This window comes from Bacillus sp. OTU530 (assembly GCF_038440375.1).
On record NZ_JASATP010000045.1, the window covers coordinates 16,734 to 41,523 of the forward strand.

The following is a 24,790-nucleotide window of genomic DNA, read 5'->3' on the forward strand; positions in this document are numbered from 1 at the left end:
AGGCCATCATCCATTATGGTTTGAGTTATAAATGATTAATTTGAAAAATGCTTATAAATGGCATGGAAAACTTCTTTAGAATTTTGAATTTGCTCAAGGGGGACACTGTATGATAAGCGGAAGTACCCTCTTCGCCCAAATTGGCTCCCAGGAACCGTAAGAACTTTAAATTTCTTAGCTACTTCAACACAAAATTCTATATCATCCTCAATTGGAGCTTTTGGAAAAACAAAAAAGCCTCCCTGAGGATCAATAAACTCAAAACCAGCTCCCCTTAAAATACTCACAATCAGATCTTTCCGAACTTTGTATGGGCTAGGGTCAATCTTTAACGTTACCATCTCACCAATTATCCTTTGCATAAGCATAGGAGCATGGATAAAGCCCAAAATTCGATTACAGTACACTAAAGCAGAAGTCAAAGTTTCCTTATTAGGTGTATCAGAACTCAGGGCAATATATCCAATTCTTTCTCCAGAAATCCCCAGTTCCTTACTAAATGATCCGATGAAAATTATATGCTTATATGCACTAAAAGGGTTTGAGTACACTGAATCAAATATTAATTGCTCATATGGAGTATCGTAAATTACATAAATAGGTTGATTGAATGTATGTTCATAATCATCTAGTAGCTTTCCAAGCTCATTCAGTTCTTGCTGTGTATGTATAATGCCGGTTGGATTATGCGGAGAATTAAGAATTATCGCTTTCGTAGTTTTTGATAAGGCTTGCTTTATAGATTCGAAATTTATACTAAAATCATTATTCAAAGAAACTGGGACTATTTTTCCATTAAAGTTCTGGATATATCCTTCGTACTCTAGGAAATAAGGGGACAAAACAATGACCTCATCTTGCTCATTTAATATAGTTTTTAAAACCACATTCATTGCACCTGCAGCACCAACTGTCATGACAATATGATTAGGTGTGAACTCTACAGAAAAACGCTCCTGTAAATAAAATGCTATTTTTTGGCGTGCTTCAAATATCCCTTGATAATCACCATATCCATGCTTTCCTTTTACAGGGCTTTCTATTACTTGATTCATTGCATCATAAAAATCCTTTGGTGGATTTAAGGCGGGATTTCCAATTGAAAAGTCAAAAATTTCTTTTTCTTCAAATTGCATTTTTAACCTTTTTCCCTCTTGAAACATGGTACGAATCCAAGAATGATTGTCTAAAGCTGTTGCAACCTTTGATGAAATCATAAAATCTTCTCCTCTCTGCCTTAAAAAGTAAAAGCTGCGTCTAAATAAAAAATCACATAATTAATATAATACAAATCAATGAAATTAAAAGTTACTGACCTCCTCTATTCCATTCGTTTACGTAAATGATTTACAAGAAATTAATTATTTTATGGTCAAATTAAAAGCTTAAAAAATTAAGATCCACACTTATCTGCAGGTAAGTAATGTTCATAAAGATTTACTGACACAAAAACAACTTTAACCGGTTGTACGTAATCTACCACACTAGCTAGCGGCCTTCCACCTCCCCTGTAATGCTCAATTTATACAAACTCCTCTCACTTCTACTTAGTTAGAGCACATAGTAAGTATTATAAACATAATTTTACATATTTTGAAATGTGTAACTTTTAACAATTGGTTATTAATGTAAAGATATCGTTAACATTCTTGAATTGGAATTTATAACCATGCTATATTTTGTTCTGTGATTGAAAGTACATTTTTAGGAGATGATGGAATGGTTCAAAATCAGGATGTAATTATCTCTCTTACTAGCCAAATCCGAACAGATTTAAAGAATGAAGTACAACCTGAAAAGGAAGTTGTCGAGCAGTTGATTGCAGAGATAAAAAAGCTTGAAGGGACTTGCTCAAGTGAACTCATTCAAGCATTCGCAGAGGAGACAAAATCCTTCTTGCTTGACGGGAATGCTCCGAACTATTCAAAGACGCGTGAATACACGAATGTGGCCCAAACCGAAATTTCATTTGTTGCCGGCCTGTTTCACTCTCCATATAATCCAAGATTCGGTTTTGAGTGTATTTTCTACAAAAAGCACGATGTGAATAATGTCGTGACAAAGCACTACCCGAGCTCGGTTGTCCTTCCCGTGACGGTGCTTGGATGCACAGAGGGATTTAAAGAAACTATGAATGTATCTTTATTTCCTGAGTTTTTTGTCGCGGATGCACCAATTGATGATAAAAACAAAGTTTTCTATTTTACTAATCGCTTTGAACAACGAAATCAACTACTTACCAAACCGGTGCTTGAGCGAATTACGACACCAGGTAGCCTTCAATTCATCAAATCCGCTTCTAATGAAGAGATTCAAGAGGCTTGCATTGCATGGGTGTATCTTCATGAGTATCACCATCGTACAGGCGTACTTCCTATCCCTAACTTTTTAAGTCTGAAGGGTAGCCGTTCAGCTGCTTCTTTAGAGGAGCTGCGTGTTGATTTGCATTCCATTCTTGCTTGTATGGATTTATATTTTAAAAAAGATTTCGAAAAAGGACTCTTATTTGCAGAAGTGATCTTTATCGAACGATTGCTTCGCTATCCAATTCAAATTGATCCGAATCAAAACTTTGACAGCCGTGCTTCTCAGTTGTTTTATACATTCTTATCGGATTTAGGGATTGAAGTTTTCGATGGAGAACTGATTAACATTGATATCGTTGAGGCGAGGGAGACGTTACAAAAGATGGTCAGCTTCATTGATATGTTCGAAAGACAGATTGCAAGGCTCACACCAGCGGAAGCCAAAACACAAATTGAACACCTTTGCCGCTCCTTAGGCGGATACAATGCAGAAACTAAGGAATACGAACGTATGCCGATGTACAAAAAGATGATTGAAGTATGCCAGAACAATAACATTCCGGTTGTTATGGCTCATTAATAAAATTTAATAAAAAGAAGGAATCAGTATGATAGTGGCTTATATCATTATGTGCTTCATCTATGGGACAACCTTTCTTGGCATTAAGCTAGGAATTATTGCAGGATTCACCCCATTCTTTTATGCAAGTCTGCGCTTTAGTATAGCAGGTATTCTGATTCTTGCCTTTTTGCTATTCAAACGAATAACATTACCAAGAGATACGAAGTTTTACACTGATGTTGCTTTTGTTGGCATGTGCATGACTGGAATTGAGTTTGCTGGTTTTTACTGGGCGGAACAGTACATCTCCTCAAGCTTTGCTGCATTACTAGCTGCCTCTACTCCTCTCATGGTTACTCTATCTAACCGTGTAATCGAGAAAGAAAAATCGAGCAGAGTAGAAAATGCAGGAATTGCAATTGGTTTCGTTGGAGTTCTCATGATTGTTTTCCCTAGATTACAAGAGGGATTCGAGCTAACCAACTATTGGTTATTAGGATCACTTGCAATCATTATAGCTGAATTGTTCTACGCAATTGGAACTGTAAAATCACGAAAAGTGCTTGCCGCAGGGTATTCCCCAGCCTTGATAAATGGATTTCAAATGTTTTTTGGAAGTTTATTTTTATTCACTCTTTCATTTCTATTTGAAGATCATCTATTAGAAAGCGGCGGCAACCTATTAGGCATATCTTCACTGGTGTATCTGGTTGTTTTTGGATCCATTATCGCGTCTGGTATTTACTACTGGTTAGTTAAAGTGACAAATCCGCTTCTTCCATCAACGTGGACCTATGTTTCCCCGTTGATTGCCTTGGTGGTTGGATACCTATGGTTAAATGAAACAATTCACTTTATTTCCTTTGTTGGAGCGATTGTTGTGTTAGGTGGTGTATTTTTAACAAACTATAAAACCTTTCAGACGTTCCTTGCTAAACAGAAGGCAGCATAGAACAAAGGAATCAGCACATAAATTTTTCCATATGACGAACCTGCCCATCTATATGTTACGGTATAGATCTTACTATACACTTGAATACAACTAAGGGATTGATTTAAAGTGAATCGTTTTTTTGGTCAGTTGCATGTTTATGCTTTGTTTGTATTACTTTGCTTCATAGGGGGAACTACTTGGGCATTTCAAAAAGTAGGCTTAACGAATAGCCTCCCACTATGGTCTGCTGGAATGAGATTTACGATTGCAGGGCTGCTAATAAGTATACTGTTATCCATTCAAAAGAAATATGTAATTTCAAAAGAGTTAATAAAGCTATCCATACTGAATGGACTCATGTACTTTGCTATACCATTTGGTACGGTCTACTGGGCAGGACAATATTTATCAAGCGGGCTCATCTCTATTCTCGCAGCAAGTATTTCGATCTTTCTGCTTCTTTTAAATAAATTATTTAAAGGGATACCCACTACTACAACACAGAAAATAGGCGTATTGCTATCCATCATTGGAATGATTGTTGTTTTTGGAAATCAGCTATCGATTAAAGCTTCATTGATAGAAGGAACAGCAATGAGTTTCGTTATATTAGCTATGTTTGGTTCTGCTTTTATTACTATTCAAGTGCAACAACGAATTCAAGATATCCCTATATTAACGTTTAATTCATTTTCTATGTTAAGCGGAGGATTCGTGTTGTTACTATCTAGTCTTTTTCTTGAGCATGGAAACAGAACGTTTTCTGGCATCAGTTTGGTGGCATTGTTATATTTAGCCATTGTGGGATCTGTACTAGGACTATGGATAAATATGTATTTATTAAAATCCTGGCATATCTCTAGAGCCACAATGCATTTATTTGTTTCCCCTGTACTAGCCTTATATGTAGGATTTGTTTTCTTAGGTGAACTGCTAAGTCAAAATATTTATATAGGCACTGTGTTTATTTTAACTGGTGTATTCTTAATTAACAGAAAAAAACAAGAAGGGGGAAGCTCTCATGTACAAAAACAAACATCTGGCTATCATATGTCAAAATAGCCGACTGCCTTTTATTTTTGAAGAAGCTCGTGAGATGGGAATCAAAGTAACCTTTTTCTTCCATTCCCAAGAATCTATGCCACATGAACTCCCAGTTGTATCTAGGTATATTGGAATTGACTTATTTAACTCCCCTGAAGAGGCGCTACTGGAAGTCAAGAAAGCATATGAGCAAGATCCTTTCGATGGTGTCATCACTCTATTTGAACCGGCATTGGCTTTTACAGCAAGGGTTGCGCAGGAGCTAAACTTAAGATTCCTGCCTCTAGAAACGATTCTAAGTTGTAGAAACAAGAATGAGACTCGAAAAATCCTTAAGGAAAACAACCTTTATACCCCGGTATTCTATGAAATTCATTCGGATCAAGATTTATTGTCTATAGATTGTGCATTTCCAATGGTTGTGAAACCGTCCAATGGATTCTCAAGTCAAGGCGTTGTTCGAGTTAATACCTATGAAGAATTGCTTGAAGCTGTTAGGAAGGTAGAAGAGATTAACAAGCATGACCTTAGTCAATTTGTACAAAATGAAGCTAAGATCATTGTTGAACAGTTTATTGATGGCCCTGAGTTTGCGATTGAGAGCTTTTCAATTCAAGGCGAAGTTCACATTCTATCAATCGGCTATAAAGGGGACTGTAAGGGACCTTACTTTGAGGAAGGGGTATATATTGCTCCAGCACAATTAGATGAAACTATTCAAAATGCTATCGTACAAGAGGTTAAGAGTGCAATTAAAGCTTTAGGAATCACTGATGGCCCTTCACACACAGAATTGAGGCTTCATCACGGAAAAATTCCGTATGTCATTGAAATCGGAGCCAGAATAGGCGGCTCGGGCATTTCCCATTATATTGTGAAGGAAAGTACAGGAGTTAATTATATACAGTTAGCTATCAGCAACGCCTTCGATAGCTTAGATAAAGATACAATTGACCAAGATGCTAAACCATTTAAGGTTGCAGGCAACTATATTATTCCTGTGCAGGGTTCGGGCATATTTGAAAGAATTGACGGACTAGATGAATTAAACGAAATGTCAGAAGTTGTTCGTGTTTTTCAATTCATAGACCCAGGTACTGCTATTCTACCTTATCCTCATTTTTCCGGTTATCCAGGGTTTATCTTAACAACCCACGATAGCTACGAAGAATGCGAGACGTTTTACCGATATCTGGACAGTTACCTTAAATTAGAATATAGAAATAATGTAATTATATAGGAGGTCAAAATGAGCGTAGTTAGTATCCAAGAAAAAACGAATTTAGGCAAACGGATTAAATCAATCCATACTCTGGGACCAACAGGAACAAACTGTGAAAAGGCTGCTAAATTATGGTTTGAAAGAGAAGGCATCAATGGAGAAGTTATCTTGCATAAAACTCTAGAAGAGGCAATTATCCAAGTTAAAAACACGGAAAATTCAGCATTATTAGGCTGTGCTGTGTATCCTAAGCTCCATAATCTTGTTTTTGCAAATCTAGCCCATATTGAACTGGTAGATAGCTTTATTATCCCTACATACAATATGGTTTTAGCAGCACGTAAAGAAACAGATATGCATCAGGATTGTAAACTAGCTTCTCATCCGGCTCCCGTTGATCTCGCTTATACCTTTAGTGACAACATACTATTGGTAAACAGCAATTCCCAAGCTGCCCTAGATTGTGCTTCAGGGAACGCAGACGCTTGTATTACCACCATAACAGCTGCTAGAAAAAATAATCTGGTCATTATTAAAGACTTTGGAGAAGTACCAATGTGCTTTACCCTTCATGCAAAAGGCAAATAATATAATGGGGAGGAATCCATCTTGTTAACACAAATCTCAAACCGTCATTTAGTAATCTATGTGAATGAATTAATTATACCGAAAGTAAATCAATTAAGGGAATATCAAGATCCAAAAGGCCCAATTACTACGAACGCGAGACATGCAGAAGAACTCTTACTGATTTTAGTACATGATGTAAAGAAAATATATAAACTTGTAAACTTAGAGTCTGTCGGGGAAGCATTTGAAAAAGATATACTCGCATGGATTCAAAGAGGTGTTAGCACAAAGCCTCACTTTGATCATAGCCTAAGCGCCTATCGGCCCCCTTTAAATAATGAAAGAACGTTCTTTATAGCTCCTATGCAAACACCGAACGGGCCGACAGATAAAGGATTTTATTTTGAAGCTTTTTTAGCTGTTCGAGATGAACCTAAATTTATGGAAAAAATTGAAGAAGAGCTGCCCCATCCTAAAAATGGTTGCCAATCGCTAAAAATTCTAGCTGGTACAAAGGGATTTATGGAAGGAAAATGTATCGTTTTCTTTCCAGAGAATGTTTCTGTAAGTGAAGCAGTCACATCCCAAAAGTTTGCTATCTTTTTCTTTAATAAATTTTATAAAATCTACTATAAAGATACGCTAAAGAGAGCTTCTACATTCTTTAAAAACTATCCATTCCAATCGAAAGCCATGACCGAAAGTCAGGTTTATGAGGCTAGGGTACTATGGGGATATCTTCATGATTACTTTCATCATGGTGGAGTAAAGCCTTTTGATCAACATATACAAGCTAAAATGAATTTCTTTGCAGGGATTCTGGAAGAAGTCAAAGTGGATTGTCAATCAGTTCTTCTGTTACATAAGAACAAGTATCCCTTTGCTGACCAGATTATTGAATTTGTATTATTTGAGCGATTATTAAGATACCCAAGTCAAATTGACGCTACGAAAAACTTTGACTCAGGGACTGGCTTTTTTCTTCTTAGCTGGCTATTTAAAAATGGTACTTCTATTCAAAAAAACAACGACTTTTTATCTTTAGATATAAAAGCTTGTTTGAAGGATTTAGAAAAACTGGTTCATGAAATTGAAACGCTAGAACAATTAAATGACGATGACTATAAAGCTGCCGCTGAAAACTATGCGCGGACGTACCTACCAGATTCCGGAAATCAAGATAGGTTTAAAATTCCCGATGCCTACTTTATCTATGACGAAAACTTAAAGCTTAATATTAATGACTTAACTTTTTATGAGTTAGGTAACTCACAAAGCTCAGGCATTTAGAAAGGCTCTGTTGTTCAATTCCCTACGATAGACTAAGGACATGATAAAATGTCCTTAGTTTGCCTAATAGGTGCTTTTTAATACAAAGGAAGAGCACAATACCTATCACAGATTGTCTAATACATTTTCATTTTCATTTTCTCTATTGAAGGTCAGAACCTTTTCAGCCGGTTCATAGGATTTTCCGTAAAAATGCTGGTCCCTATAGGTGTGAATCATATCATATGTTTTTTTCATTGCCTCATAAATCAGTTCTTCCGACGCTTTATTTGGCGCCCAATAAAGAATCTCCATCGTATTAACCTCTTTTGTCGCTAGAGATCTTCTTCTATACCCAATTGACATAGCATGCTCAAATCCTTCTCGCTTATAAAAGTACAGCCTTTTCTCAGTATCACTGTCTTCATAGTTAACTGGTTCTACTTCAAGTAGAATCGGTTTTCCTTTTCGCTTCATTTTTTCGATAAGTTTATGGCCTAGTCCCTGACCACGAGCATTTTTTGAAACAAAGAGATAATCAATAAATACAAAGCTGGCCAGTTCAGCATACATTAAAACATGATTAGGCCCCTCATCTTTATGATATATATCCGGACGATCCTTAAGCAATGTTTCCATGTGCTCTTTTGATTTCATTTCTTCCACAGGAAAGTATTGATTTAATTTTTCATACCAATGCATTGATATACACTCCTTTTTAACGGTTTCCTAAAAACTGGCCCACTAATACGGAACTCTTGTTATTGGAAGTATTTATTAACTTGCGAATTTAATACCCATTAATTTTAAATGCAAATAGAAAATCCTGATTTTTCCTCATAATGATATTTAAAATTCCTTAAGATTTGAATTTTATAAATATATGGTATGTGAAATTATAAAATCTTGTTCATAAAGAGTCCAAAGGAAGTTTTCTTTGAGCCTGTTTTATAGATTCACTTTTCTCAAAAATTAATCCCTTCATGTTTGAGTAGCATTTTTGAATCAAAAGCTCTAAGAAAACACACAGTTCTTACCCTCCCACTCAAAAGGAAGGTTATCCTTTTGCTTATTCCAATACTCTTCAATCTCCAAAGTTATTTTAGATAATAACATCTAAGCACTAATCATCGTGTTAAGAATACCTTCTACTCTTGCATCCTTTACCTCATAATAAACCTCCAAGCCTTTTCGTGTACTTGAGATGATCTTAGCAGCTTTTAATTTCGCTAGGTGTTGACTAACAGAAAGATTTTAGAAACAGTTTTATTATGTTTTCATCTTGCACTAACCTGACCCATTGAACAAGAAATAATGTATATTCTACACACGTCAGGTTTACATAGCCCAACATTATCGAAAGTTAATATATTGAGTAGACTACCAAAAGCCCTTCAATTAAATCGAGGTTAAAATTCCAAAAAATGTATTACCGTATAATTTTCGCGTTTTGACGTCGAGACCCTATGCCCATCAAGCTAATGTTTTCTAGTGCCCCCAGAACGAAAATTTTGTGCAATTCTCTCCACGATTTATGAATCTATGTTATTCATCCACTTAATACTTTGGCATTTTTTAACTAAGGCTACCAGATTGTTCAATATCCGAACCCCTTCAGTTTAATAAAAAAAGGCACTAATCCTACTTATAGGAAAGCACCCGTTTAGCTTAATAAGTAATATCCGTATATGACCAGTCTCTTGCATGTTTCAAAGTAATATCGATAAATGCTGATAAAGCTGGGGAAATCCACTTGTTTTTATGATAAGCGATTTGGGAGAAAATCTCTTTAAAACCACCTTCGCAGGGAATAATCTTTAACCGTCCTTCCTTGATTTCATCATTTACAGTCACTAAAGGTAAACAAGCGATACCAAGCCCACTCATTACACAACGTTTCATCGCTTCAATACTCCAAAGTTCCATCTTGTCGTAAGGGACGATACCCCGTTCCAGGAGGTATTCTTCAAACAATCTTCGATAACTGCATTCTTTCTCATTGGTAATCAAACACTCGCTTATCTTTTGATTTTCGTAGCTTTTATCTAAAATATTTAGCGAACAATCAGGGCTTCCAACAAGGATAATTGGTTCATTCAACAACGAATGGGTGATTAATTCTAAATCCTGCAACTGTGGCATCATGACAAATGCAATATCTGCACTACCATTAAATAATGCTTTTTTGTTATCTCCACATGTAGCGTTACTTAAACTGATGCTTACATGAGGAAACTTCTTTCTATATTCACGTAATATCGGCTCTAAACGATACACAGTTAAAGACTCAGGAGCTGCTATTTTTAACTCTCCCCGAACATCTTTCTCGTCACTTGCAATGCTTTCAATCTTGTTATAGGTATCTAAAATTTCTTGTGTATATGGCACCATCTTTTTTCCAACATCCGTTAGCATTACCTTTCGACCCATTCTTTCAAACAGGGGTGCACCTATTTGTTGTTCAAGTGCCTGAATGTGAGAAGTTACAGTCGATTGGGTGTATCCTAAATGCTCTGCCGCTTGTGTGAAGCTACCGAATTCAATGACCTTTTTAAACGTAACAAAATGACGCATTTCCATTCCTTCACCAACTTTAATTTTGATGTTTGTCCCTATAGTATCATAAAAACCAATGGGTTTATTCATAAACTTCAATTTTACAAATGGTTTATCATGCTTTATCGTAAAAGAAACTCGAAAAAAGCATCATAACTGTGATTATTCTTAGTTCAACAAGGAGGTATCACCGGTGGGCAAAAAAGCATTTTATTTCAGTAATCTCCATTACGGATGGATTGTCATCAGCGTCGTATTTTTAACCCTCTTAGTAGCCGCTGGTGTTCGTTCAACACCGAGCGTGTTAATGGTTCCCTTGGAAGATACTTTTGGCTGGGATAGGATGAGTACCACTTTTCCATTGGCTATCAATTTGGCTTTATATGGAATCTGTGGACCTTTTGCAGCAGCTATTATGGAAAAATACGGTGTAAAACGTGTCATGGTCTACGCACTTACGTTGTTAGTAATAGGGACAGGGCTTTCTGGATGGATGAAGACGGTTTGGCAATTCACACTGTTGTGGGGGCTAGTTGTTGGAGTCGGTACAGGATTTATGTCTACTGTACTCGGAGCTGTTATAACTAATCGCTGGTTTAAAGAGCGAAAAGGATTAATTATGGGAGTTCTAACGGCAAGTGGAGCCACCGGACAGCTTGTTTTCTTGCCATTATTCGCAAAATTGACTACAGAAGTTAGTTGGAAAATGACCGTTTGGGTTACATCTCTCGCCTCCCTGATTGTTATTCTGCTAGTTCTTATTTTCATGAAAGAGAGACCGAGTGATGCCGGAGTTATCCCATACGGTGCAACAGAAACCCGTAAACCAGTGCCAAGTTTTGTTGGAAATCCATTTCGTTCTGCTTTAGAAGGTTTGCGAATGGGAATGCATTCAACACAATTCTGGCTGCTTGCAGGAAGTTTTTTTGTCTGTGGTTTATCCACGAATGGTTTAATTGGGACGCATTTAATCCCAGCTTGTATGGAACACGGAATACCGGAAGTTACCGCAGCTAGTATGTTAGCGTTTATGGGGATTTTTGATATTTTGGGAACCACCCTTTCGGGTTGGCTTTCAGACCGCTGGGACAGCCGATGGCTATTGTTTTGGTACTACGGATTAAGAGGGCTTTCTCTTATTTTTTTACCAACCGCTTTAGATTCAACATCCATTTGGGGATTAACCGTTTTCGCTATCTTTTACGGATTGGATTGGGTTGCAACTGTACCGCCTACTGTTCGTTTATGTAATGATTTTTTTGGGAAGCAAAGCGGAATTATATTTGGCTGGATTTTTGCATCCCACCAATTAGGAGCAGCTACCGCTGCATTTGGTGGCGGAACTTTACACGTCTTGATAGGCTCATATACCTTTATTTTTATTTTTGCAGGTATTCTTTGTCTTGCTGCGTCAGGATTTTTTATTCAAATTCGCAGAAATAGGACACAAATTGTAAAAAGAAAAAAGGAGGCTACCCTATGAAGACGATATTGGATGCACTTGGAATTGAAATCGTTGAAGTGTCAAGTGAGAAGGTTGTTGCCACGATGCCTGTTCATGATGCAACTAGACAACCCTTTGGACAGCTTCATGGTGGAGCTTCAGTGGTCTTGGCTGAAACTGTGGCAAGTGTAGGAAGTTGGAATCTCTTGGATAGGGAGAAAGAATACGCGGTTGGATTGGAGATTAACGCCAATCATGTTCGCGGAAAGAGCGAAGGAACTGTGAAAGCGACTGGTATTCCAATCCATAAAGGAAAAACAACTATGGTGTGGGAAATTAAGATTACCGACGAGCAGAATGAAAAACTCATCTGTATTTCTAGATGTACAATGGCGGTCATAAAAAAAGATGAAGAAAAGTCCTAATTTTTGAATAGAGCAACCTTTATAAACACACTTGGAGGAATTAATAAATGATTACGGTTTACGAAGATAGATATAAAGAAGAAGTCATTAATTTAATATTGTACGTACAGAATGTTGAATATAGTGTAGGGATTAGTGTAGAAGAACAACCAGATATTCGGGATATTCAATCAAATTATATAAACGATGGAGGAAACTTTTGGGTAGCGTTAAACGATAACGGTGAGGTTGTAGGATCTATCGGTTTGCAAAAGAAAACTAACGAGGTTGCTGTACTAAAGAAATTTTTCGTTTATAAAGATTACCGTGGTAAAGAGTTTGGGATAGGAACAGGGCTTTACGAAGCTTTGCTTGATTTTGCGAAGAAACAAGGGTTTTCTAAGGTAATTTTGGACACTCCATCTAAAGCCACTAGGTCACACAACTTTTACAAAAAAGTTGGATTTAAGGAGATTGCTAAAGAGGATTTGCCAATTAAATATGATTATCCTGATAGAGATTCACTTATTTTTGAATTAGACCTAGCTGAGAATTAATCATCAGACAATTAGGATAAAAAATGATAAAAAATCCTCATCCTTTTCTGTAGGGTGAGGATTTTGCCTGTAATTTTAAGGGGCAAATAAAGCTAGCAACACTCGAATATATTTATTCTTCAATGACGTGGGTTATTCAAGTCAACTGCATCTTTAATTTAATAAGCCAGTTGTATCATTTCTTTTAAATACGATACCCATGAATCAGAAAAACGCTATCCTATTATTGTAATCATTAAAAAGGATGGCGTTTTTTTATGAATTTTTCACTTTCAAAAGAATTACAGCTCTTCGCTCAGGAACTCTATCGTCATTTATCTCCACAAATCCTTCAAAGGCTTGCAAGAGAGACAGGCTTTGTCCGCCGGACCAGCAAATATAGGGGGAAAGACCTTGTATCGCTGTGTGTTTGGCTTAGTCAAGAAGTGGCATCTGTATCTCTCAACCAACTATGCAGTTCGTTAGAGGCTGCGACAGATGTGCTCATCAGTCCGCAAGGACTGAATGAGCATTTCAATTCCGCCGCTGTCCAACTTCTGTATGATATTCTTACTGAACTGCTTCAAAAGAAGATTGCGGCACAACCTGCCATTTCTAATGCTCACACAGAGCATTTTCGTCGTATTCGTGTACTAGATTCTACCGTATTTCAATTACCCGATATATTTGCAGACAAATATGGTGGAGCTGGGGGAAGCGCTCATAAAGCCGGCGTAAAAATTCAGTTTGAATGTGATTTATTAAGTGGAGACGTACTTCATCTTCATGTAGGGGAAGGGAAAGAAAATGACCAAGTATATGGCTCCCAGTGTATAGATTCCTTAGAAGAAGGCGATGTTCGTATTGGTGACCTTGGTTATTTCTCCTTAGAGGATTTTCGAGCAATTTCCGAAAAAGAAGCCTACTTTCTTTCTAGACTTAAACTCAATACACGAATCTACTATAAGAATCCCAATCCAGAGACCTTTCGAAACGGTACAATGAAGAAGCATTCGGAGTACATTCAAATAGACCTCGAACAGCTCCTTGATACATTACAGCCTGGCGAAACAAAAGAATTGTCAGATGTATATGTCGGTATGTATGAAAAATTGCCGGTCAGGGTTATCGTTTATCGGCTAACGGAACAACAGCTGCGAAATCGAGAAAAGGACATGGTAAAGAAAGAGAAGAAAAAAGGCATCACCTACAAGGAAAGAAGCAAGCGCTTGAGTGCCATTAATCTATACTGCACCAATATTCCTTCGGAATATGTGGGAGTAAACCGGATTCATGATTTCTACTCCCTCCGTTGGCAGATTGAAATTTTGTTTAAAACATGGAAGTCCCTCTTCTCTATTCATGTATGCAAGAAGATAAAACTAGAGAGGTTGGAGTGTCATATTTATGGTCAACTTATCCGTATCCTTGTTTGTTCATCTACTATGTTTCAAATGAGAGAGTTACTTTTACGAAAAAGGAAAAAAGAGCTGAGTGAGTATAAGGCAATGTATATGATAAAGGACTATCTGCCATTGTTATATGAAGCCATACAGCAAGATGTCGAGCAATTGATAAGGATACTTCTTCGCCTCTATACACTCCTGGAGAAAAACGGGCAAAAGTCGCAGAGGTATGAGAAGAAAACTGTTTTTAACATACTGGGAGTTGTGTACGAACGAAGTGCAAGGAAAAAGAAAGCCGCATAATTTCAAAAAAGCACCAGTTTGGGGCTTCTTTGGTGTGTGAATTTTACAGAAAGCAGCAGAGGGAAACAAAGCGAAAGATGTACTGAAGCACATTTATATCTAAATCCCCTTATTACCCTCCGCTAGCTTGATGGGCATGCGTCGAGACCCCATGCCCATCAAGTTAAAAGCCCAGAGTTGCCCCAAAACGAAGATTTTGCACAGGTTGGACAATTTTATCGTTTTGGGGCATTGTGTTTTTGTTAAGTTGATGGCAATGGCCCCCACACTTAGATTTTCTATGAAGCATATAGTATTTTATACACTGTTGATGTAGTAAGGTTTTACAATATCCCTCATTTGAAGCATGGTAGACGAATAGATGAGGATACGGACAAGTTGACCATAGATATGATAATCTAACCTCTCTAGTTTTGTTTTTCTGTTTACATGGATAGAGAAGAACAAGGGATTTTATTTTGAGGCAGCTCTATGACGGAGAGATTGAAATAGGGTACCCAACCTGTGTATATCAGACTGTAAGCCGCTTTCAGTATGTTTTGCCTTCGTGCTAAAGTTTTAATGTTCTGCTGCTTTTCACTGAATAACTTTAAGCATCAAGGGTAATATATGGAAAAATGACAAAATATATGCATTAATATAACACACTAGTCTAGACTACCAAGATAAACCATAACGAGGAGTTTTATATTCGTTTATCTTTAAAAGGGAGACTATTATGAAGCAGGGAAAAATAAGTGCGCTCCAACTCTTTTATGTGATGATCGGATTTGAAATAGGGAATAGCATCATTTTCGGGACAGCGGCAGGTGCAAAACAGGACGCCTGGTTAGCTATTTTACTTTCTATGTTATGCGGTCTGATATTGATGTGGATATACACCAAGTTATCTGATTATTATCCAGGTGAGACATTAGTACAGATGCTCCCTAAGATTATAGGGAAATTTCTTTCCTATCCGCTAATTATAATTTACGCTTTATATTTTCTGTATCTTGCTTGTACAGCTTGTAGAGACTTCGGAGAGCTTATCGCCTCGACAATCTTAACAGAAACCCCAATGATTTTGGTAATCGGAATCTTTATGGTGTTAATCGTTTATTGTCTTCGCGGTGGAATTGAAGCATTTGGCCGAATGGGGGAAATTGTGTTTCCTATTTACGTACTTATACTAGTTACGTTATGGATTCTCATGCTAATGGGCGCCGAATTCGATTCCAAGCGCCTTACACCTGTATTGGGAAATGGAATACAACCAGTCTTGGGAGCAGCTTTTCCTCCTGTTCAGTCTACCTTAACCTTTCCGTTTGGTGAAACAGTTCTAATCACTATGCTATTCCCAGTTCTCAACAATAAAAACAATATCAAAAAAGTAGGCATGGCTACCATTCTTATAGGCGGAATATTGCTGGCTGTCAACTCAATTATCGTGATTTCTGTTCTAGGTCCTGATATTTATGGTAAAGAGTTTTTTCCGTTTTTTACCGCAGCCCAAATGGTTTCCATAGCGGATTTTCTAGAACGGTTTGATGCGCTTATTATTGTAATGATAGTGTCAGGTGTTTTTTTTAAGGTTGGTGGTTGGATATATGGTTCCTCCATTATCATCTCCCAAGTATTCAAGTTAAAAAGCAATGATTCTATACTGATTCCACTGGGAGTAATGGTCACCTGTTTTTCAATCTTGCTCGCCACAAGTTTTATTGAGCACTTGGAAATTGCTTTGAATTTTATCGGACCCTATTTACACATTCCATTACAGCTTGTGCTCCCTATTTTGTTACTAGGTATCGCATATACTCGCAAAAAATTCCAAGCATAGTTTTTAGCCCTTTCATGGAGGAGTTAGAATTGAAAAAAATTAGGCGGTTAAAAGGCTTCATCTCGACAAGTCAGAAAAATAAGCGGGAGCAGAACAAGGATCAAGAATGGGATGCATTAACCGGCGTTCTGCAAGACGATTTTCAGTGGTTAAAAACAAGGTTTGATCGATCTTCCGATTTCTCATATCGGAAATTTGAAATAAATTCTACTCACAAAGCAATCATACTTTTTCTGGATGGGCTTGTTGATATGGAGCTGGTTGAGTCGAATATATTAACCCCTTTATTAGCAGATAACAAACATGTATTACAGCAATCGATGCCTCTAATAGAAGGAATAGAGAAAGTGATTTGTTCAGCCACTGTAAACAAAGGAGAAACGCTGCAGGAAGTGGTCGATCATGTTTTGTCTGGAGATACGGTTTTACTCGTCGACGGTGTAAATCAATCACTATTCATCAGTGAGAAATCATGGGAACAACGGGCTGTTGAGGAACCAGCAACAGAAGCAGTTATTTACGGTCCACGAGAGGGCTTTACTGAAAATATCCGTACAAATACAAGCATGATTCGAAGACGATTAAAAACATCGCAGTTGAAAATCGAAAGTATGAAGATAGGAAAGCTTTCCCAAACCGAAGTTGTGATTACCTACCTTGATGGAATTGCGGAATATTCTGTAGTTGAGGAAGTTCGAAGTAGATTGAAGCGAATCAATATTGATGCCATTGAAGACAGTGGATATATTGTAGAACTTATTGAGGATAATCCGTATTCCGTTTTCCCCCAAGTGTTACAGACCGAACGGCCTGACAGAGTTGTTGGCAATTTACTAGAAGGCAAAATCGGTATTATGGTCAATAATACCCCGTTTGTCCTTATAGTGCCTTTGACCTTTTATCAACTCATGAATGCGACTGGAGATTATTATGAACGTTTTATACTATCTTCAGCAATTCGATGCTTGCGCTACTTGTTTTTACTCATTGCACTCTTGTTTCCTTCCATCTATATTGCTGTGACAACGTTTCATCAGGAATTATTACCTACAAGTTTATTATTTAGCGTTGCTTCTGCCAGAGAGACGGTTCCATTTCCAGCCATTGTTGCAGCTCTTTTGATGGAAATCTCTTTTGAAGCATTGCGAGAAGCTGGAATACGGCTGCCACGCCCAATCGGATCAGCAGTAAGTATTGTAGGGGCATTGGTGATTGGGCAAGCTGCCGTACAGGCAGGGATTATTGGCGCTCCATTAGTTATTGTTGTTTCGATTACCGGTATTGCATCATTTATGTTTCCAAGCTATAGCTTGACAGGTGCCATCCGCTTGCTTCGGTTTCCTATGATGATTTTGGCTTCTATACTAGGAATGTATGGAATATTGGTAGGCATTTTTTTCATTTTAATTCATCTCGTTCGTCTTCGGTCCTTCGGGGTTCCTTATTTGTCACCCATATCTCCTTTTAGTTTTAGTGGCTTGAAGGATATATTCATTCGTGCGCCATGGTGGGCGATGATCGAACGTCCAGATGATACTGGAAAACGGAATCCGAACCGGATGAGAGAATTTTTGCGACCGCGGCCTCCAAATAGAAAAAATTAGATCGCTTCCAAAAAGGCAGGATGATGTGTATGAGAAAGTTTATAACACCGCTAATAATGGTTATGATCATTCCATGTCTGGCAGGCTGTTGGAATCGCGTTGAGGTGAATGATATTGCCATCGTTACAGCAATAGGATTAGACAGGATGGAGAATGGCGATATTCGCTTATCATTGCAGATTGGGATCCCGGCAAACCTTGGTCCTATTGGGGCTGGCGGGGGGAACAAAGGCGGGAAGGGCACATTTGTTATTTCAGAGACGGGGGAAACGATAGCAGATGCTTACCGAAAACTTCAAGAGAAAATAGCAAGACGGATTTTCTTTTCTCACAGCAGAGTGCTGATTATAGGAGAAAAATTAGCTAGGAACGGTGTTTCTCAAATTATTGATTTTTTCCCGAGATATAAAGAACCGCGTATGAACAGTTTTATTATGTTCACAAAAGGACAAGCCTCTGAATTATTAAGAAGTAAGTCCAAATTAGAAAATGTCTCTTCAGAAGAAACGAGAGAACTAAATAAACTGAACGTAGGGCTTAAGGTCTCTATAAAAGGGTTTTGGGAGATGATGCTTGCCGAAGGAATAAATCCTACCGCTCCCGCGGTGAATCTTAAATATTTAGAGGTGAAAAACAAAAGCGAATCAAAAACAGAACATTCTCCATCTGAAAAGACGCAATCTATAGTTGGAGCGGCGGTATTTAAAAAGGACAAATTAGTTGGTTGGATGAATGATGCAGAAACTCGGGGGATTTTATGGCTCCGAAATACATTAGAAGCTGGAGTCATTACAGTCAATATTCCAAAGAAACGGGGAGGCGGCAAGATAAGTACAAAAATTATAAGTACTAAAACGGGCATTAACCCAAAATTTCAAGGTGGCCAACTTACAATAGAAGTAAACACTCGTTCTGAAGTGATTGTAGTGGAAAGTACATCCAAGATGAATCTTACTAAAACAAAAATGATAGAAATTCTTCAAAGTAAACTGGAAGAGGATATTAGGAACAAGATACAGTTAGCTCTAGATAAGGCACAAAAGCAATTTCATTCAGATATATTTGGATTTGGAAGAGCTGTCTATCAAACATATCCAAAAGTCTGGAATAGAAAATATAAAAAAAGATGGGATGAAGAATTTCCGAAGTTGAATGTTACAATTAAGCCCAAGGTAGAAGTAAAACGAATCGGTCTCACAATAGAAACAAAGTAGGACAATTCTCAAGTGATTTGTATCATAAGCTATCCCAAAAAATTATTGTCTATGGAAGAAGGAGATACTAAATGATTAAGCTTATCATGACTATACTCCTCTTTGTAATATTAACAGCTTGGGAATTACCAAACTTAAGGAGGAAAAAGGAGAAAAAGGAATGGATTATTTTTTTTCTGCTGATGTTAATAGGGTTAGCTTTAAGTGTTTTGCTTATATTCCATGTATCTGTATAGAAAAGTTATAAAGTGTATAAAAACCACTGGTAAAGCTTGCTTTTCGACATCGCCGTGCTTTTCTTCCATTTCGATTTACATCTTGAAAGAGCTTGGTAAGTACTAAAACAGGATGTTGGGATGTACTGAAGAGTGCGGCGTGTATCCTGATGAGATAAACTTGAACCATATAAGCACATTTCATCTCACTTGCTTCCTTCTGTTGCTTCTCCCACAAAAGTCTCCGCATTTGATAGGTAATGCTTGCAACCAGGCATAAACGCAAGAGCTGTCCATACTTGGCATCGTTACTCACTCCATAGTCCACTTCCAGTTCCATAAATTCCCCAGATAGGGGGTCGTATTCCAACTGAATTTTCACACCGGCTTCAGAGCTTCCCCCTCCATTTCCCCGCTTAGTTTTCATTACCAATTTAAACCATTTAGGAATATATACACATCCTCATATACCTTCTCACGTTCCTTATCTAGGGTAATAATGTGGCCGGATTGTTCATACCATTTTAGTTGTTTATATTTTGTTTTCAAGTTATCATAAATAACTCTAGCACTCTCAGTGTATAGATAATCATCCAAGCCTCCCTGTAAAACCAGAGTGGGAGAGGAGATTAAAGAAAGTTTTTCGTTCATATGATCAATCATTTGTTGAAGCTCTCTAAGAGAATGCATAGGTGTTTTTTTTAATTCGTTTATTTCGGTAGAGATTTGCTCTTCATTTTTCCCCTCAAGTTTCTTGTATCTCTCAGCGTAATCGAGGACACGCTTCCATAATCTATCAATGTTTTTACCTCGTACAGGAGCACACATTGAAACAACAGCTTTAACAGGTAATTCAGCTCCTGCTTTTAAAGAGAAAACTCCCCCTAGGGAAACTCCTACAACAGCAATCTCCTTGAAGCCTTCATCTTGAAGAAAATGATAGCCATTTAGTACATCTTGCCACCAATTTTCTGGATTCGTATGTATTAGTTCTTCAGGTTCTAGTCCGTGGCCTCTGTATAAAGGAGAATGGCAGGTATAGTCGCGTTCATGTAAATACCTGCCTAACATTTTAACGTCTCTCGTATTTCCAGTAAATCCGTGAAGCAAAAGAACAGCTTTATTTCCGCCTCTATATGTAAAAGGCTTAGCTGAAACTATCTTCATTATGTTATCTCCTTTATCCTGAATATTGTATTTTTAAGTTTAAATCGCCTATATCTAGAGTAATATAAGTTTTATATAGCACTTGTAAAACTCCATATGTTGTCTTTAAACATTAATCAAGTGGTTTTGGTGCAAAAATAATTCGCTAGAACTATAGAACAGCAATACCCTATTAACCTTGAGATTAAGCAACTAACTTAAATAACTTATGAATGACTTCAACCTCATTTTGGGTTATAGTTCACCCTTTGATGAATAATGTTTCCACTTAAATTCTGTTGGCTTTTTCACACGGATACACATCCCTTTAAGAGTAATAGTATCAGAATATCCAAGCTCCTAGATTTTTTGCACCAGAACTGAAAAAACAACTATTTCACACCTGATTTTTCCAATTTCTTAAGTGAGAATTGAATAAGATAAATAATAGCTTGTGTACGAGTTGTAAAATCATTCTTTTCCTTAAAATCATCAATACGTTTTAATAATTCCACCGGATAACGCATATTTATAAATTGTTTCATTGTTTAATCCTCCATGTGTATGAAAGTAATGTATGATAAACTGGCTATATCTCCTAACGATTTACAAAAAGGATGTGACACAATGTTCATCCATAAAGCTTGTACATTTTGTCTAGATGCTAAAAGGAATCACAAACAACATTAACTAACAAACTAATTGGTTACATTCAGTATATGCATGGGAAAATTCGTAGGCTAACGTACTTGTGTAAAGCTCTTTTAACCGCTGAACCGCGTCAGTGGCTGTGTTGATGCCTTTCGGCGCATTCTCCCAAATTACAGAAGATGGTATCGCTTTTAAATTTTCTTCTGTCAGATCATATTTACTAAGATGGAAGAGCACTTCCTCTTTGTTCTTTTCTCCAAGCGGATTTATGGATGCGGCCAGATGACCGTGAGCTCGAATATCTTCGAGCAGCTTCGCTACCTGAAGTACTTTTTTCATATATACCGTATTGTTAGAGATAACAGATACAGGTTCGATATCTCCTTTTATATGACTTGTCTCAAAGGATAGAGGTGATCCCCATGTAAAAAAAAGCTCCTTCAATTCTGGATCAACATTCTCATCACCGTTCTCATGTCGCTCATATTGTTCCATCACATAGCTAAGGCTTGGGACATGAAAGTTTCGCCATGGACTTTTGTGGTTTTCCTGTATTCTTATTCACAATACCCCCATGATTTGTACTTCTTCCCCATTGTTTTACATTATTTAAAGTAGTAATTATCAATTGCTTAAGGCTAAGGATAATGCAATAATTGAAATAAATAAAATGTTAAAAAATTATACGTACTTATAAAAAAGTTTTATATGATATAGATTTTTTGGGGAGAGAGTAATGGATTACCGGGATTGGGAAATACTGAAGGTTCTCTATATGAACTGCCGGTTCTGGTGCGAAAACTTCAAGAAACAGGATCATTGTTTTATAAAGAAGCGAGTTCGTTCTATGTTAGGATTGAAATCATTTCGTACAGCCACTTACATACTGATTGGCATAGAAGCGATGCATATGCTTAAAAAGAAGCAGCTTCATCAAGGGGTGAAATCTGCCCAAAATCGAAAAGAATTCATTGCTAAATTGATGGCTTATTTTAAATTATCCTTCTCAATATCTTGAAACGAAGGAAATAAACAGCTAATAATAACAGAGGCATAAACAATCCCAAAGTTATACTAAAAGGAGTCCAAATTTTGGTATCCCAATTCATCATATACGTAGTATTAGGGTAGACTATCTGAGAAAAAACGATTAGGATAATACCCATTGGAAAAGTAAGGACACGAGAATCACTTAGTTTTAAGATTTGGGACAGACCTTCCACACATACATAAAAATACAGCGTTAATTTAAAAAAAATGGTTATAACCCATAAAGCGCCCACAATAGCATCAATTCGTTGCAAAAAATCTCCTATCCTAATCATTCTAGCTAGTGCATAACTTGGATACAGATGTCTCGCGGTCATTTCTACGCCAAGTACCGAAATGGTTACCTCCGTTATGATTAAGATCACAACCCCAGAAAAAAAGCTACCAAGGTAAAACCCTTTTTTTGCCTTCTCAAAGTTATTTACCAAAGGGAATATCATAAAAAAAGATATCAGTGTCAAGGATGATATACAAATGTAAGATAATGTAGCGCGCAATACCGACTTCAATTCTGTCTGGAATAGAGGACGAAGGTTGTCAAAATCCACCTGCGGAGCAACGAATATGATCATCCCAATATAGAGTGCTACAAACCATGGAAATAAAATTTCCGCCATTCGGGCCAACGTTTCAATACCCAGGCGCAAGGCAACCACAACTGGAATAGCAAAAAGAATCATAATTGAATGTATAGGGGACCCGACCATAATTTGTGTCGTCATAAAATTACCTACGTAAAATAGGAGGGTGGCAGCGCCGTGAAAACCCCAAAAAATTAACAAGAGTGAAACCATCTTACCCAACCATTTTCCAAGAATGACTTCACTATATTCTATAAAGGTCATTTGCGGAAAAAGACAAGCCACCCTATTATAGAGATAGATGGTCAAAAATGATATGATCATCCCAATAATGATAGCAATTAGGGTATCCTGCTTAGCATTGGCAGCAAGGCCCGACGGGACACTAAGAATTGTTGTGCCAACTGAATATAAAAAGACTAATAAAGTAAATTGGCGAATACTCATTTTTATTTTCATGCGGTTTTCCGACTCACTTTCCTTCTTCGTTTCTCATATTTATTTCAAAAGCCCGAACAACCAGTCACCAAAAGGAGTAAAAACGATGCTAATCAAATCAGAGGGATTGAGAATCTTCATTTGCAATGCTTGACCCATACTTATTCCTGCTGCAAGGATCATGAAACATATAAATGCCCACTTCTCTTTCTTCCCCTGATCTTTCAATAGAGTCTTACATTCCACCCAAGACAAAAAAACAAATAACAACAGGATTCCGGTGACTGATGCCATTTTTTCATTCCCTTCAATCAATATCCTCTAGAATAGAGTTTGTTATTGTACCCATCTGCTTAATTTTGGCTTCAACATGAACCTGTACGGATAAATCAGGAAATTCCTTCAACCAAATTCGTTCGAGTTTCTCCCACTCTTTCGGTTCATCCCGTTCGATTGTTGAACCAAAACCAAAGATATCAACTTTTAATTCTTCTTGCGCTTTTTGGATCGACTGCTCTATTTTTCGTTTGATGTTTTGTTCAACCCGATTTTCTAATTCATGAATGGCTTTGCTTTTCGTAAGATCCAGGTCATTCGTTTCAATATCGGAAACATTCCCAGTCACTTGTATTTCAATAACGACTTCTGGTTTTCCGTTTCTTACTTTGCTGTGGATGGTTTTCTTCGCTTCAATAATCTCAATACCAACCCTCCCTTTCTTATAAGCGACGTCTTCAATGGTACTTTTTACTTTTCCCTGCGTATAGTTATATCCTTGGCTTTGATCCTCATCGAGCCATCCTATCAGCTTATCTTTGTTAAAAACAGCCAAGCCAGTATAGATGAGCTTAACAGGCACATCAATCCTCTCTACAGATTCTTGTAGATTCCCTTTTTCTCGTTCTCCCTGAATGCGGATTCCTGTTACTACCGGCGCTTTTTTTCCTTTACTGGTTAAACTTTTAATTAAATCAGCCAATGTAATCGTTCCCGTAGCAGCCCATTCCTTTTCGGATGTTCGAAGCTTTGTGAAAATCTGCTGCGCAGGGATTTTTTCAATAGGAGTCATTACTTTTAATACACTCTCCGCTCTTTTTCCTTTGCTGATTATAATATAGAAATCAGGTCGAAATTCCGGGTTTCTACTAATAAAGTCTAGGACTTTCGCTATCCCTTTTGTCGCTAAATCCTCTCCGATAACGACCATCCTGAGATGAGCAAAATAAATTTTCCGAGGAGACTCCGTCGTCAATCTTCTTATTGCCTCAAACATAGTCGTTCCGGTTGCTTCAAAAGTATTGACTGGTGAGCGCCCCCCTTCTCCAGTTTTTGCACTTATTTCACCAGGGTTTACAAGCTGGACGGTTACTTTATATTTTTTCCCAACCTTGTCGATCCCCATTCCCATCGCAATTCCGAGTTCATTTAATTCCCTTTTATTTGTACAACCTGTAATACATGTCAATAATAAAACCATAATAAATAGGAGCCAAGCTTTTCCCCGCATAAAACC

The 24,790-nt window shown here is 37.4% G+C and carries 23 protein-coding genes and 1 pseudogene; 14 read left to right on the plus strand and 10 right to left on the minus strand.

Going from position 1 to position 24,790, the window contains the following annotated elements:
- Positions 1-35 precede the first annotated feature (35 nt).
- Positions 36-1,217 (minus strand): pyridoxal phosphate-dependent aminotransferase, encoded by a 1,182-nt coding sequence (locus AAHB12_RS24120; RefSeq protein WP_342047587.1) that lies wholly within the window; start codon positions 1,215-1,217, stop codon positions 36-38.
- Positions 1,218-1,719: 502 nt separating this feature from the next.
- Here AAHB12_RS24120 and AAHB12_RS24125 point away from each other — a divergent pair.
- From AAHB12_RS24125 to AAHB12_RS24150, 6 genes are all read left to right on the plus strand, one after another.
- A complete protein-coding gene (locus AAHB12_RS24125; protein WP_342047589.1) occupies positions 1,720-2,886 on the plus strand; it encodes a DUF6421 family protein in 1,167 nt (388 codons plus the stop codon).
- Between the two features lie 28 nt (positions 2,887-2,914).
- A complete protein-coding gene (locus AAHB12_RS24130) occupies positions 2,915-3,820 on the plus strand; it encodes a DMT family transporter (protein ID WP_342047592.1) in 906 nt (301 codons plus the stop codon).
- Between the two features lie 108 nt (positions 3,821-3,928).
- On the plus strand, positions 3,929-4,864 hold the full coding sequence (locus tag AAHB12_RS24135) for a DMT family transporter (RefSeq protein WP_342047594.1): 936 nt from the start codon (positions 3,929-3,931) through the stop codon (positions 4,862-4,864).
- Positions 4,824-6,086 carry an ATP-grasp domain-containing protein gene (locus AAHB12_RS24140; protein WP_342047595.1) on the plus strand — a complete coding sequence of 421 codons (1,263 nt, stop codon included), beginning with the start codon at positions 4,824-4,826 and terminating at the stop codon, positions 6,084-6,086. Before AAHB12_RS24135 ends, AAHB12_RS24140 begins: the two co-directional genes overlap by 41 nt.
- Before the next feature lie 9 nt (positions 6,087-6,095).
- Complete coding sequence (locus tag AAHB12_RS24145) at positions 6,096-6,656, plus strand: hypothetical protein (protein WP_342047596.1); 561 nt, start codon at positions 6,096-6,098, stop codon at positions 6,654-6,656.
- 21 nt (positions 6,657-6,677) lie between these two features.
- The gene (locus AAHB12_RS24150; RefSeq protein WP_342047598.1) at positions 6,678-7,928 is read left to right on the plus strand and encodes a DUF6421 family protein; all 1,251 of its coding nucleotides are present in this window, start codon (positions 6,678-6,680) and stop codon (positions 7,926-7,928) included.
- A 105-nt stretch (positions 7,929-8,033) separates the two neighbouring features.
- On the opposite strand, the gene AAHB12_RS24155 is transcribed toward AAHB12_RS24150, so the two are convergent.
- On the minus strand, positions 8,034-8,609 hold the full coding sequence (locus AAHB12_RS24155; RefSeq protein WP_342047600.1) for a GNAT family N-acetyltransferase: 576 nt from the start codon (positions 8,607-8,609) through the stop codon (positions 8,034-8,036).
- A 966-nt stretch (positions 8,610-9,575) separates the two neighbouring features.
- The gene (locus AAHB12_RS24160; protein ID WP_342047601.1) at positions 9,576-10,553 is read right to left on the minus strand and encodes a LysR family transcriptional regulator; all 978 of its coding nucleotides are present in this window, start codon (positions 10,551-10,553) and stop codon (positions 9,576-9,578) included.
- A gap of 103 nt (positions 10,554-10,656) precedes the next feature.
- Between AAHB12_RS24160 and AAHB12_RS24165 the strand changes: the two genes are divergently transcribed.
- The 7 genes from AAHB12_RS24165 to AAHB12_RS24195 all read left to right on the plus strand — a co-directional run bounded on the left by AAHB12_RS24165 (position 10,657) and on the right by AAHB12_RS24195 (position 19,196).
- Positions 10,657-11,946 carry an MFS transporter gene (locus AAHB12_RS24165; protein WP_342047603.1) on the plus strand — a complete coding sequence of 430 codons (1,290 nt, stop codon included), beginning with the start codon at positions 10,657-10,659 and terminating at the stop codon, positions 11,944-11,946.
- Complete coding sequence (locus AAHB12_RS24170; protein ID WP_342047605.1) at positions 11,943-12,332, plus strand: PaaI family thioesterase; 390 nt, start codon at positions 11,943-11,945, stop codon at positions 12,330-12,332. The genes AAHB12_RS24165 and AAHB12_RS24170 overlap by 4 nt, the downstream gene beginning before the upstream one ends.
- A 47-nt stretch (positions 12,333-12,379) precedes the next feature.
- A complete protein-coding gene (locus tag AAHB12_RS24175; protein WP_342047607.1) occupies positions 12,380-12,868 on the plus strand; it encodes a GNAT family N-acetyltransferase in 489 nt (162 codons plus the stop codon).
- 257 nt (positions 12,869-13,125) lie between these two features.
- The gene (locus tag AAHB12_RS24180) at positions 13,126-14,556 is read left to right on the plus strand and encodes an IS4 family transposase (protein WP_342047608.1); all 1,431 of its coding nucleotides are present in this window, start codon (positions 13,126-13,128) and stop codon (positions 14,554-14,556) included.
- Between the two features lie 718 nt (positions 14,557-15,274).
- On the plus strand, positions 15,275-16,378 hold the full coding sequence (locus AAHB12_RS24185) for a GerAB/ArcD/ProY family transporter (protein WP_342047610.1): 1,104 nt from the start codon (positions 15,275-15,277) through the stop codon (positions 16,376-16,378).
- Positions 16,379-16,407: 29 nt separating this feature from the next.
- Positions 16,408-17,982, plus strand: coding sequence for a spore germination protein (locus AAHB12_RS24190; RefSeq protein ID WP_342047612.1), 1,575 nt, complete (start codon positions 16,408-16,410; stop codon positions 17,980-17,982).
- 29 nt (positions 17,983-18,011) lie between these two features.
- On the plus strand, positions 18,012-19,196 hold the full coding sequence (locus tag AAHB12_RS24195) for a Ger(x)C family spore germination protein (protein WP_342047614.1): 1,185 nt from the start codon (positions 18,012-18,014) through the stop codon (positions 19,194-19,196).
- Between the two features lie 213 nt (positions 19,197-19,409).
- On the opposite strand, the gene AAHB12_RS24200 is transcribed toward AAHB12_RS24195, so the two are convergent.
- From AAHB12_RS24200 to AAHB12_RS24215, 4 genes are all read right to left on the minus strand, one after another.
- Positions 19,410-19,838, minus strand: coding sequence for a hypothetical protein (locus AAHB12_RS24200; protein ID WP_342047615.1), 429 nt, complete (start codon positions 19,836-19,838; stop codon positions 19,410-19,412).
- Positions 19,838-20,578 carry an alpha/beta hydrolase gene (locus AAHB12_RS24205; protein WP_342047617.1) on the minus strand — a complete coding sequence of 247 codons (741 nt, stop codon included), beginning with the start codon at positions 20,576-20,578 and terminating at the stop codon, positions 19,838-19,840. The genes AAHB12_RS24200 and AAHB12_RS24205 overlap by 1 nt, the downstream gene beginning before the upstream one ends.
- A 371-nt stretch (positions 20,579-20,949) precedes the next feature.
- On the minus strand, positions 20,950-21,102 hold the full coding sequence (locus AAHB12_RS24210) for a hypothetical protein (protein ID WP_342047619.1): 153 nt from the start codon (positions 21,100-21,102) through the stop codon (positions 20,950-20,952).
- 145 nt (positions 21,103-21,247) lie between these two features.
- Complete coding sequence (locus tag AAHB12_RS24215; RefSeq protein WP_342047620.1) at positions 21,248-21,706, minus strand: hypothetical protein; 459 nt, start codon at positions 21,704-21,706, stop codon at positions 21,248-21,250.
- 256 nt (positions 21,707-21,962) lie between these two features.
- Between AAHB12_RS24215 and AAHB12_RS24220 the strand changes: the two are divergent.
- Positions 21,963-22,226: pseudogene (locus AAHB12_RS24220) on the plus strand (DDE-type integrase/transposase/recombinase); the annotation flags it as partial.
- On the opposite strand, the gene AAHB12_RS24225 reads toward AAHB12_RS24220, so the two are convergent.
- Genes AAHB12_RS24225 through AAHB12_RS24235 form a run of 3 tightly spaced genes read right to left on the minus strand, consistent with a single transcriptional unit; the run spans position 22,201 to position 24,784 of the window.
- Entirely contained in the window at positions 22,201-23,298 is a 1,098-nt protein-coding gene (locus AAHB12_RS24225; RefSeq protein ID WP_342047622.1) for a GerAB/ArcD/ProY family transporter, read from the minus strand. The pseudogene AAHB12_RS24220 and the gene AAHB12_RS24225 overlap by 26 nt on opposite strands.
- A 39-nt stretch (positions 23,299-23,337) precedes the next feature.
- On the minus strand, positions 23,338-23,592 hold the full coding sequence (locus AAHB12_RS24230; protein ID WP_342047623.1) for a hypothetical protein: 255 nt from the start codon (positions 23,590-23,592) through the stop codon (positions 23,338-23,340).
- A complete protein-coding gene (locus AAHB12_RS24235) occupies positions 23,585-24,784 on the minus strand; it encodes a Ger(x)C family spore germination protein (RefSeq protein ID WP_342047624.1) in 1,200 nt (399 codons plus the stop codon). Before AAHB12_RS24235 ends, AAHB12_RS24230 begins: the two co-directional genes overlap by 8 nt.
- Positions 24,785-24,790 lie beyond the last annotated feature (6 nt).

Bases quoted from the DNA above. Each gene is read 5' to 3' on its own strand.
- AAHB12_RS24120 (WP_342047587.1), bottom strand. From the start codon at position 1,217: ATGATTTCATCAAAGGTTGCAACAGCTTTAGACAATCATTCTTGGATT.
- AAHB12_RS24125 (WP_342047589.1), top strand. From the start codon at position 1,720: ATGGTTCAAAATCAGGATGTAATTATCTCTCTTACTAGCCAAATCCGA.
- AAHB12_RS24130 (WP_342047592.1), top strand. From the start codon at position 2,915: ATGATAGTGGCTTATATCATTATGTGCTTCATCTATGGGACAACCTTT.
- AAHB12_RS24140 (WP_342047595.1), top strand. From the start codon at position 4,824: ATGTACAAAAACAAACATCTGGCTATCATATGTCAAAATAGCCGACTG.
- AAHB12_RS24145 (WP_342047596.1), top strand. From the start codon at position 6,096: ATGAGCGTAGTTAGTATCCAAGAAAAAACGAATTTAGGCAAACGGATT.
- AAHB12_RS24155 (WP_342047600.1), bottom strand. From the start codon at position 8,609: ATGCATTGGTATGAAAAATTAAATCAATACTTTCCTGTGGAAGAAATG.
- AAHB12_RS24160 (WP_342047601.1), bottom strand. From the start codon at position 10,553: ATGAATAAACCCATTGGTTTTTATGATACTATAGGGACAAACATCAAA.
- AAHB12_RS24170 (WP_342047605.1), top strand. From the start codon at position 11,943: ATGAAGACGATATTGGATGCACTTGGAATTGAAATCGTTGAAGTGTCA.
- AAHB12_RS24175 (WP_342047607.1), top strand. From the start codon at position 12,380: ATGATTACGGTTTACGAAGATAGATATAAAGAAGAAGTCATTAATTTA.
- AAHB12_RS24180 (WP_342047608.1), top strand. From the start codon at position 13,126: ATGAATTTTTCACTTTCAAAAGAATTACAGCTCTTCGCTCAGGAACTC.
- AAHB12_RS24185 (WP_342047610.1), top strand. From the start codon at position 15,275: ATGAAGCAGGGAAAAATAAGTGCGCTCCAACTCTTTTATGTGATGATC.
- AAHB12_RS24195 (WP_342047614.1), top strand. From the start codon at position 18,012: ATGAGAAAGTTTATAACACCGCTAATAATGGTTATGATCATTCCATGT.
- AAHB12_RS24200 (WP_342047615.1), bottom strand. From the start codon at position 19,838: ATGAAAACTAAGCGGGGAAATGGAGGGGGAAGCTCTGAAGCCGGTGTG.
- AAHB12_RS24205 (WP_342047617.1), bottom strand. From the start codon at position 20,578: ATGAAGATAGTTTCAGCTAAGCCTTTTACATATAGAGGCGGAAATAAA.
- AAHB12_RS24210 (WP_342047619.1), bottom strand. From the start codon at position 21,102: ATGAAACAATTTATAAATATGCGTTATCCGGTGGAATTATTAAAACGT.
- AAHB12_RS24225 (WP_342047622.1), bottom strand. From the start codon at position 23,298: ATGAAAATAAAAATGAGTATTCGCCAATTTACTTTATTAGTCTTTTTA.
- AAHB12_RS24235 (WP_342047624.1), bottom strand. From the start codon at position 24,784: ATGCGGGGAAAAGCTTGGCTCCTATTTATTATGGTTTTATTATTGACA.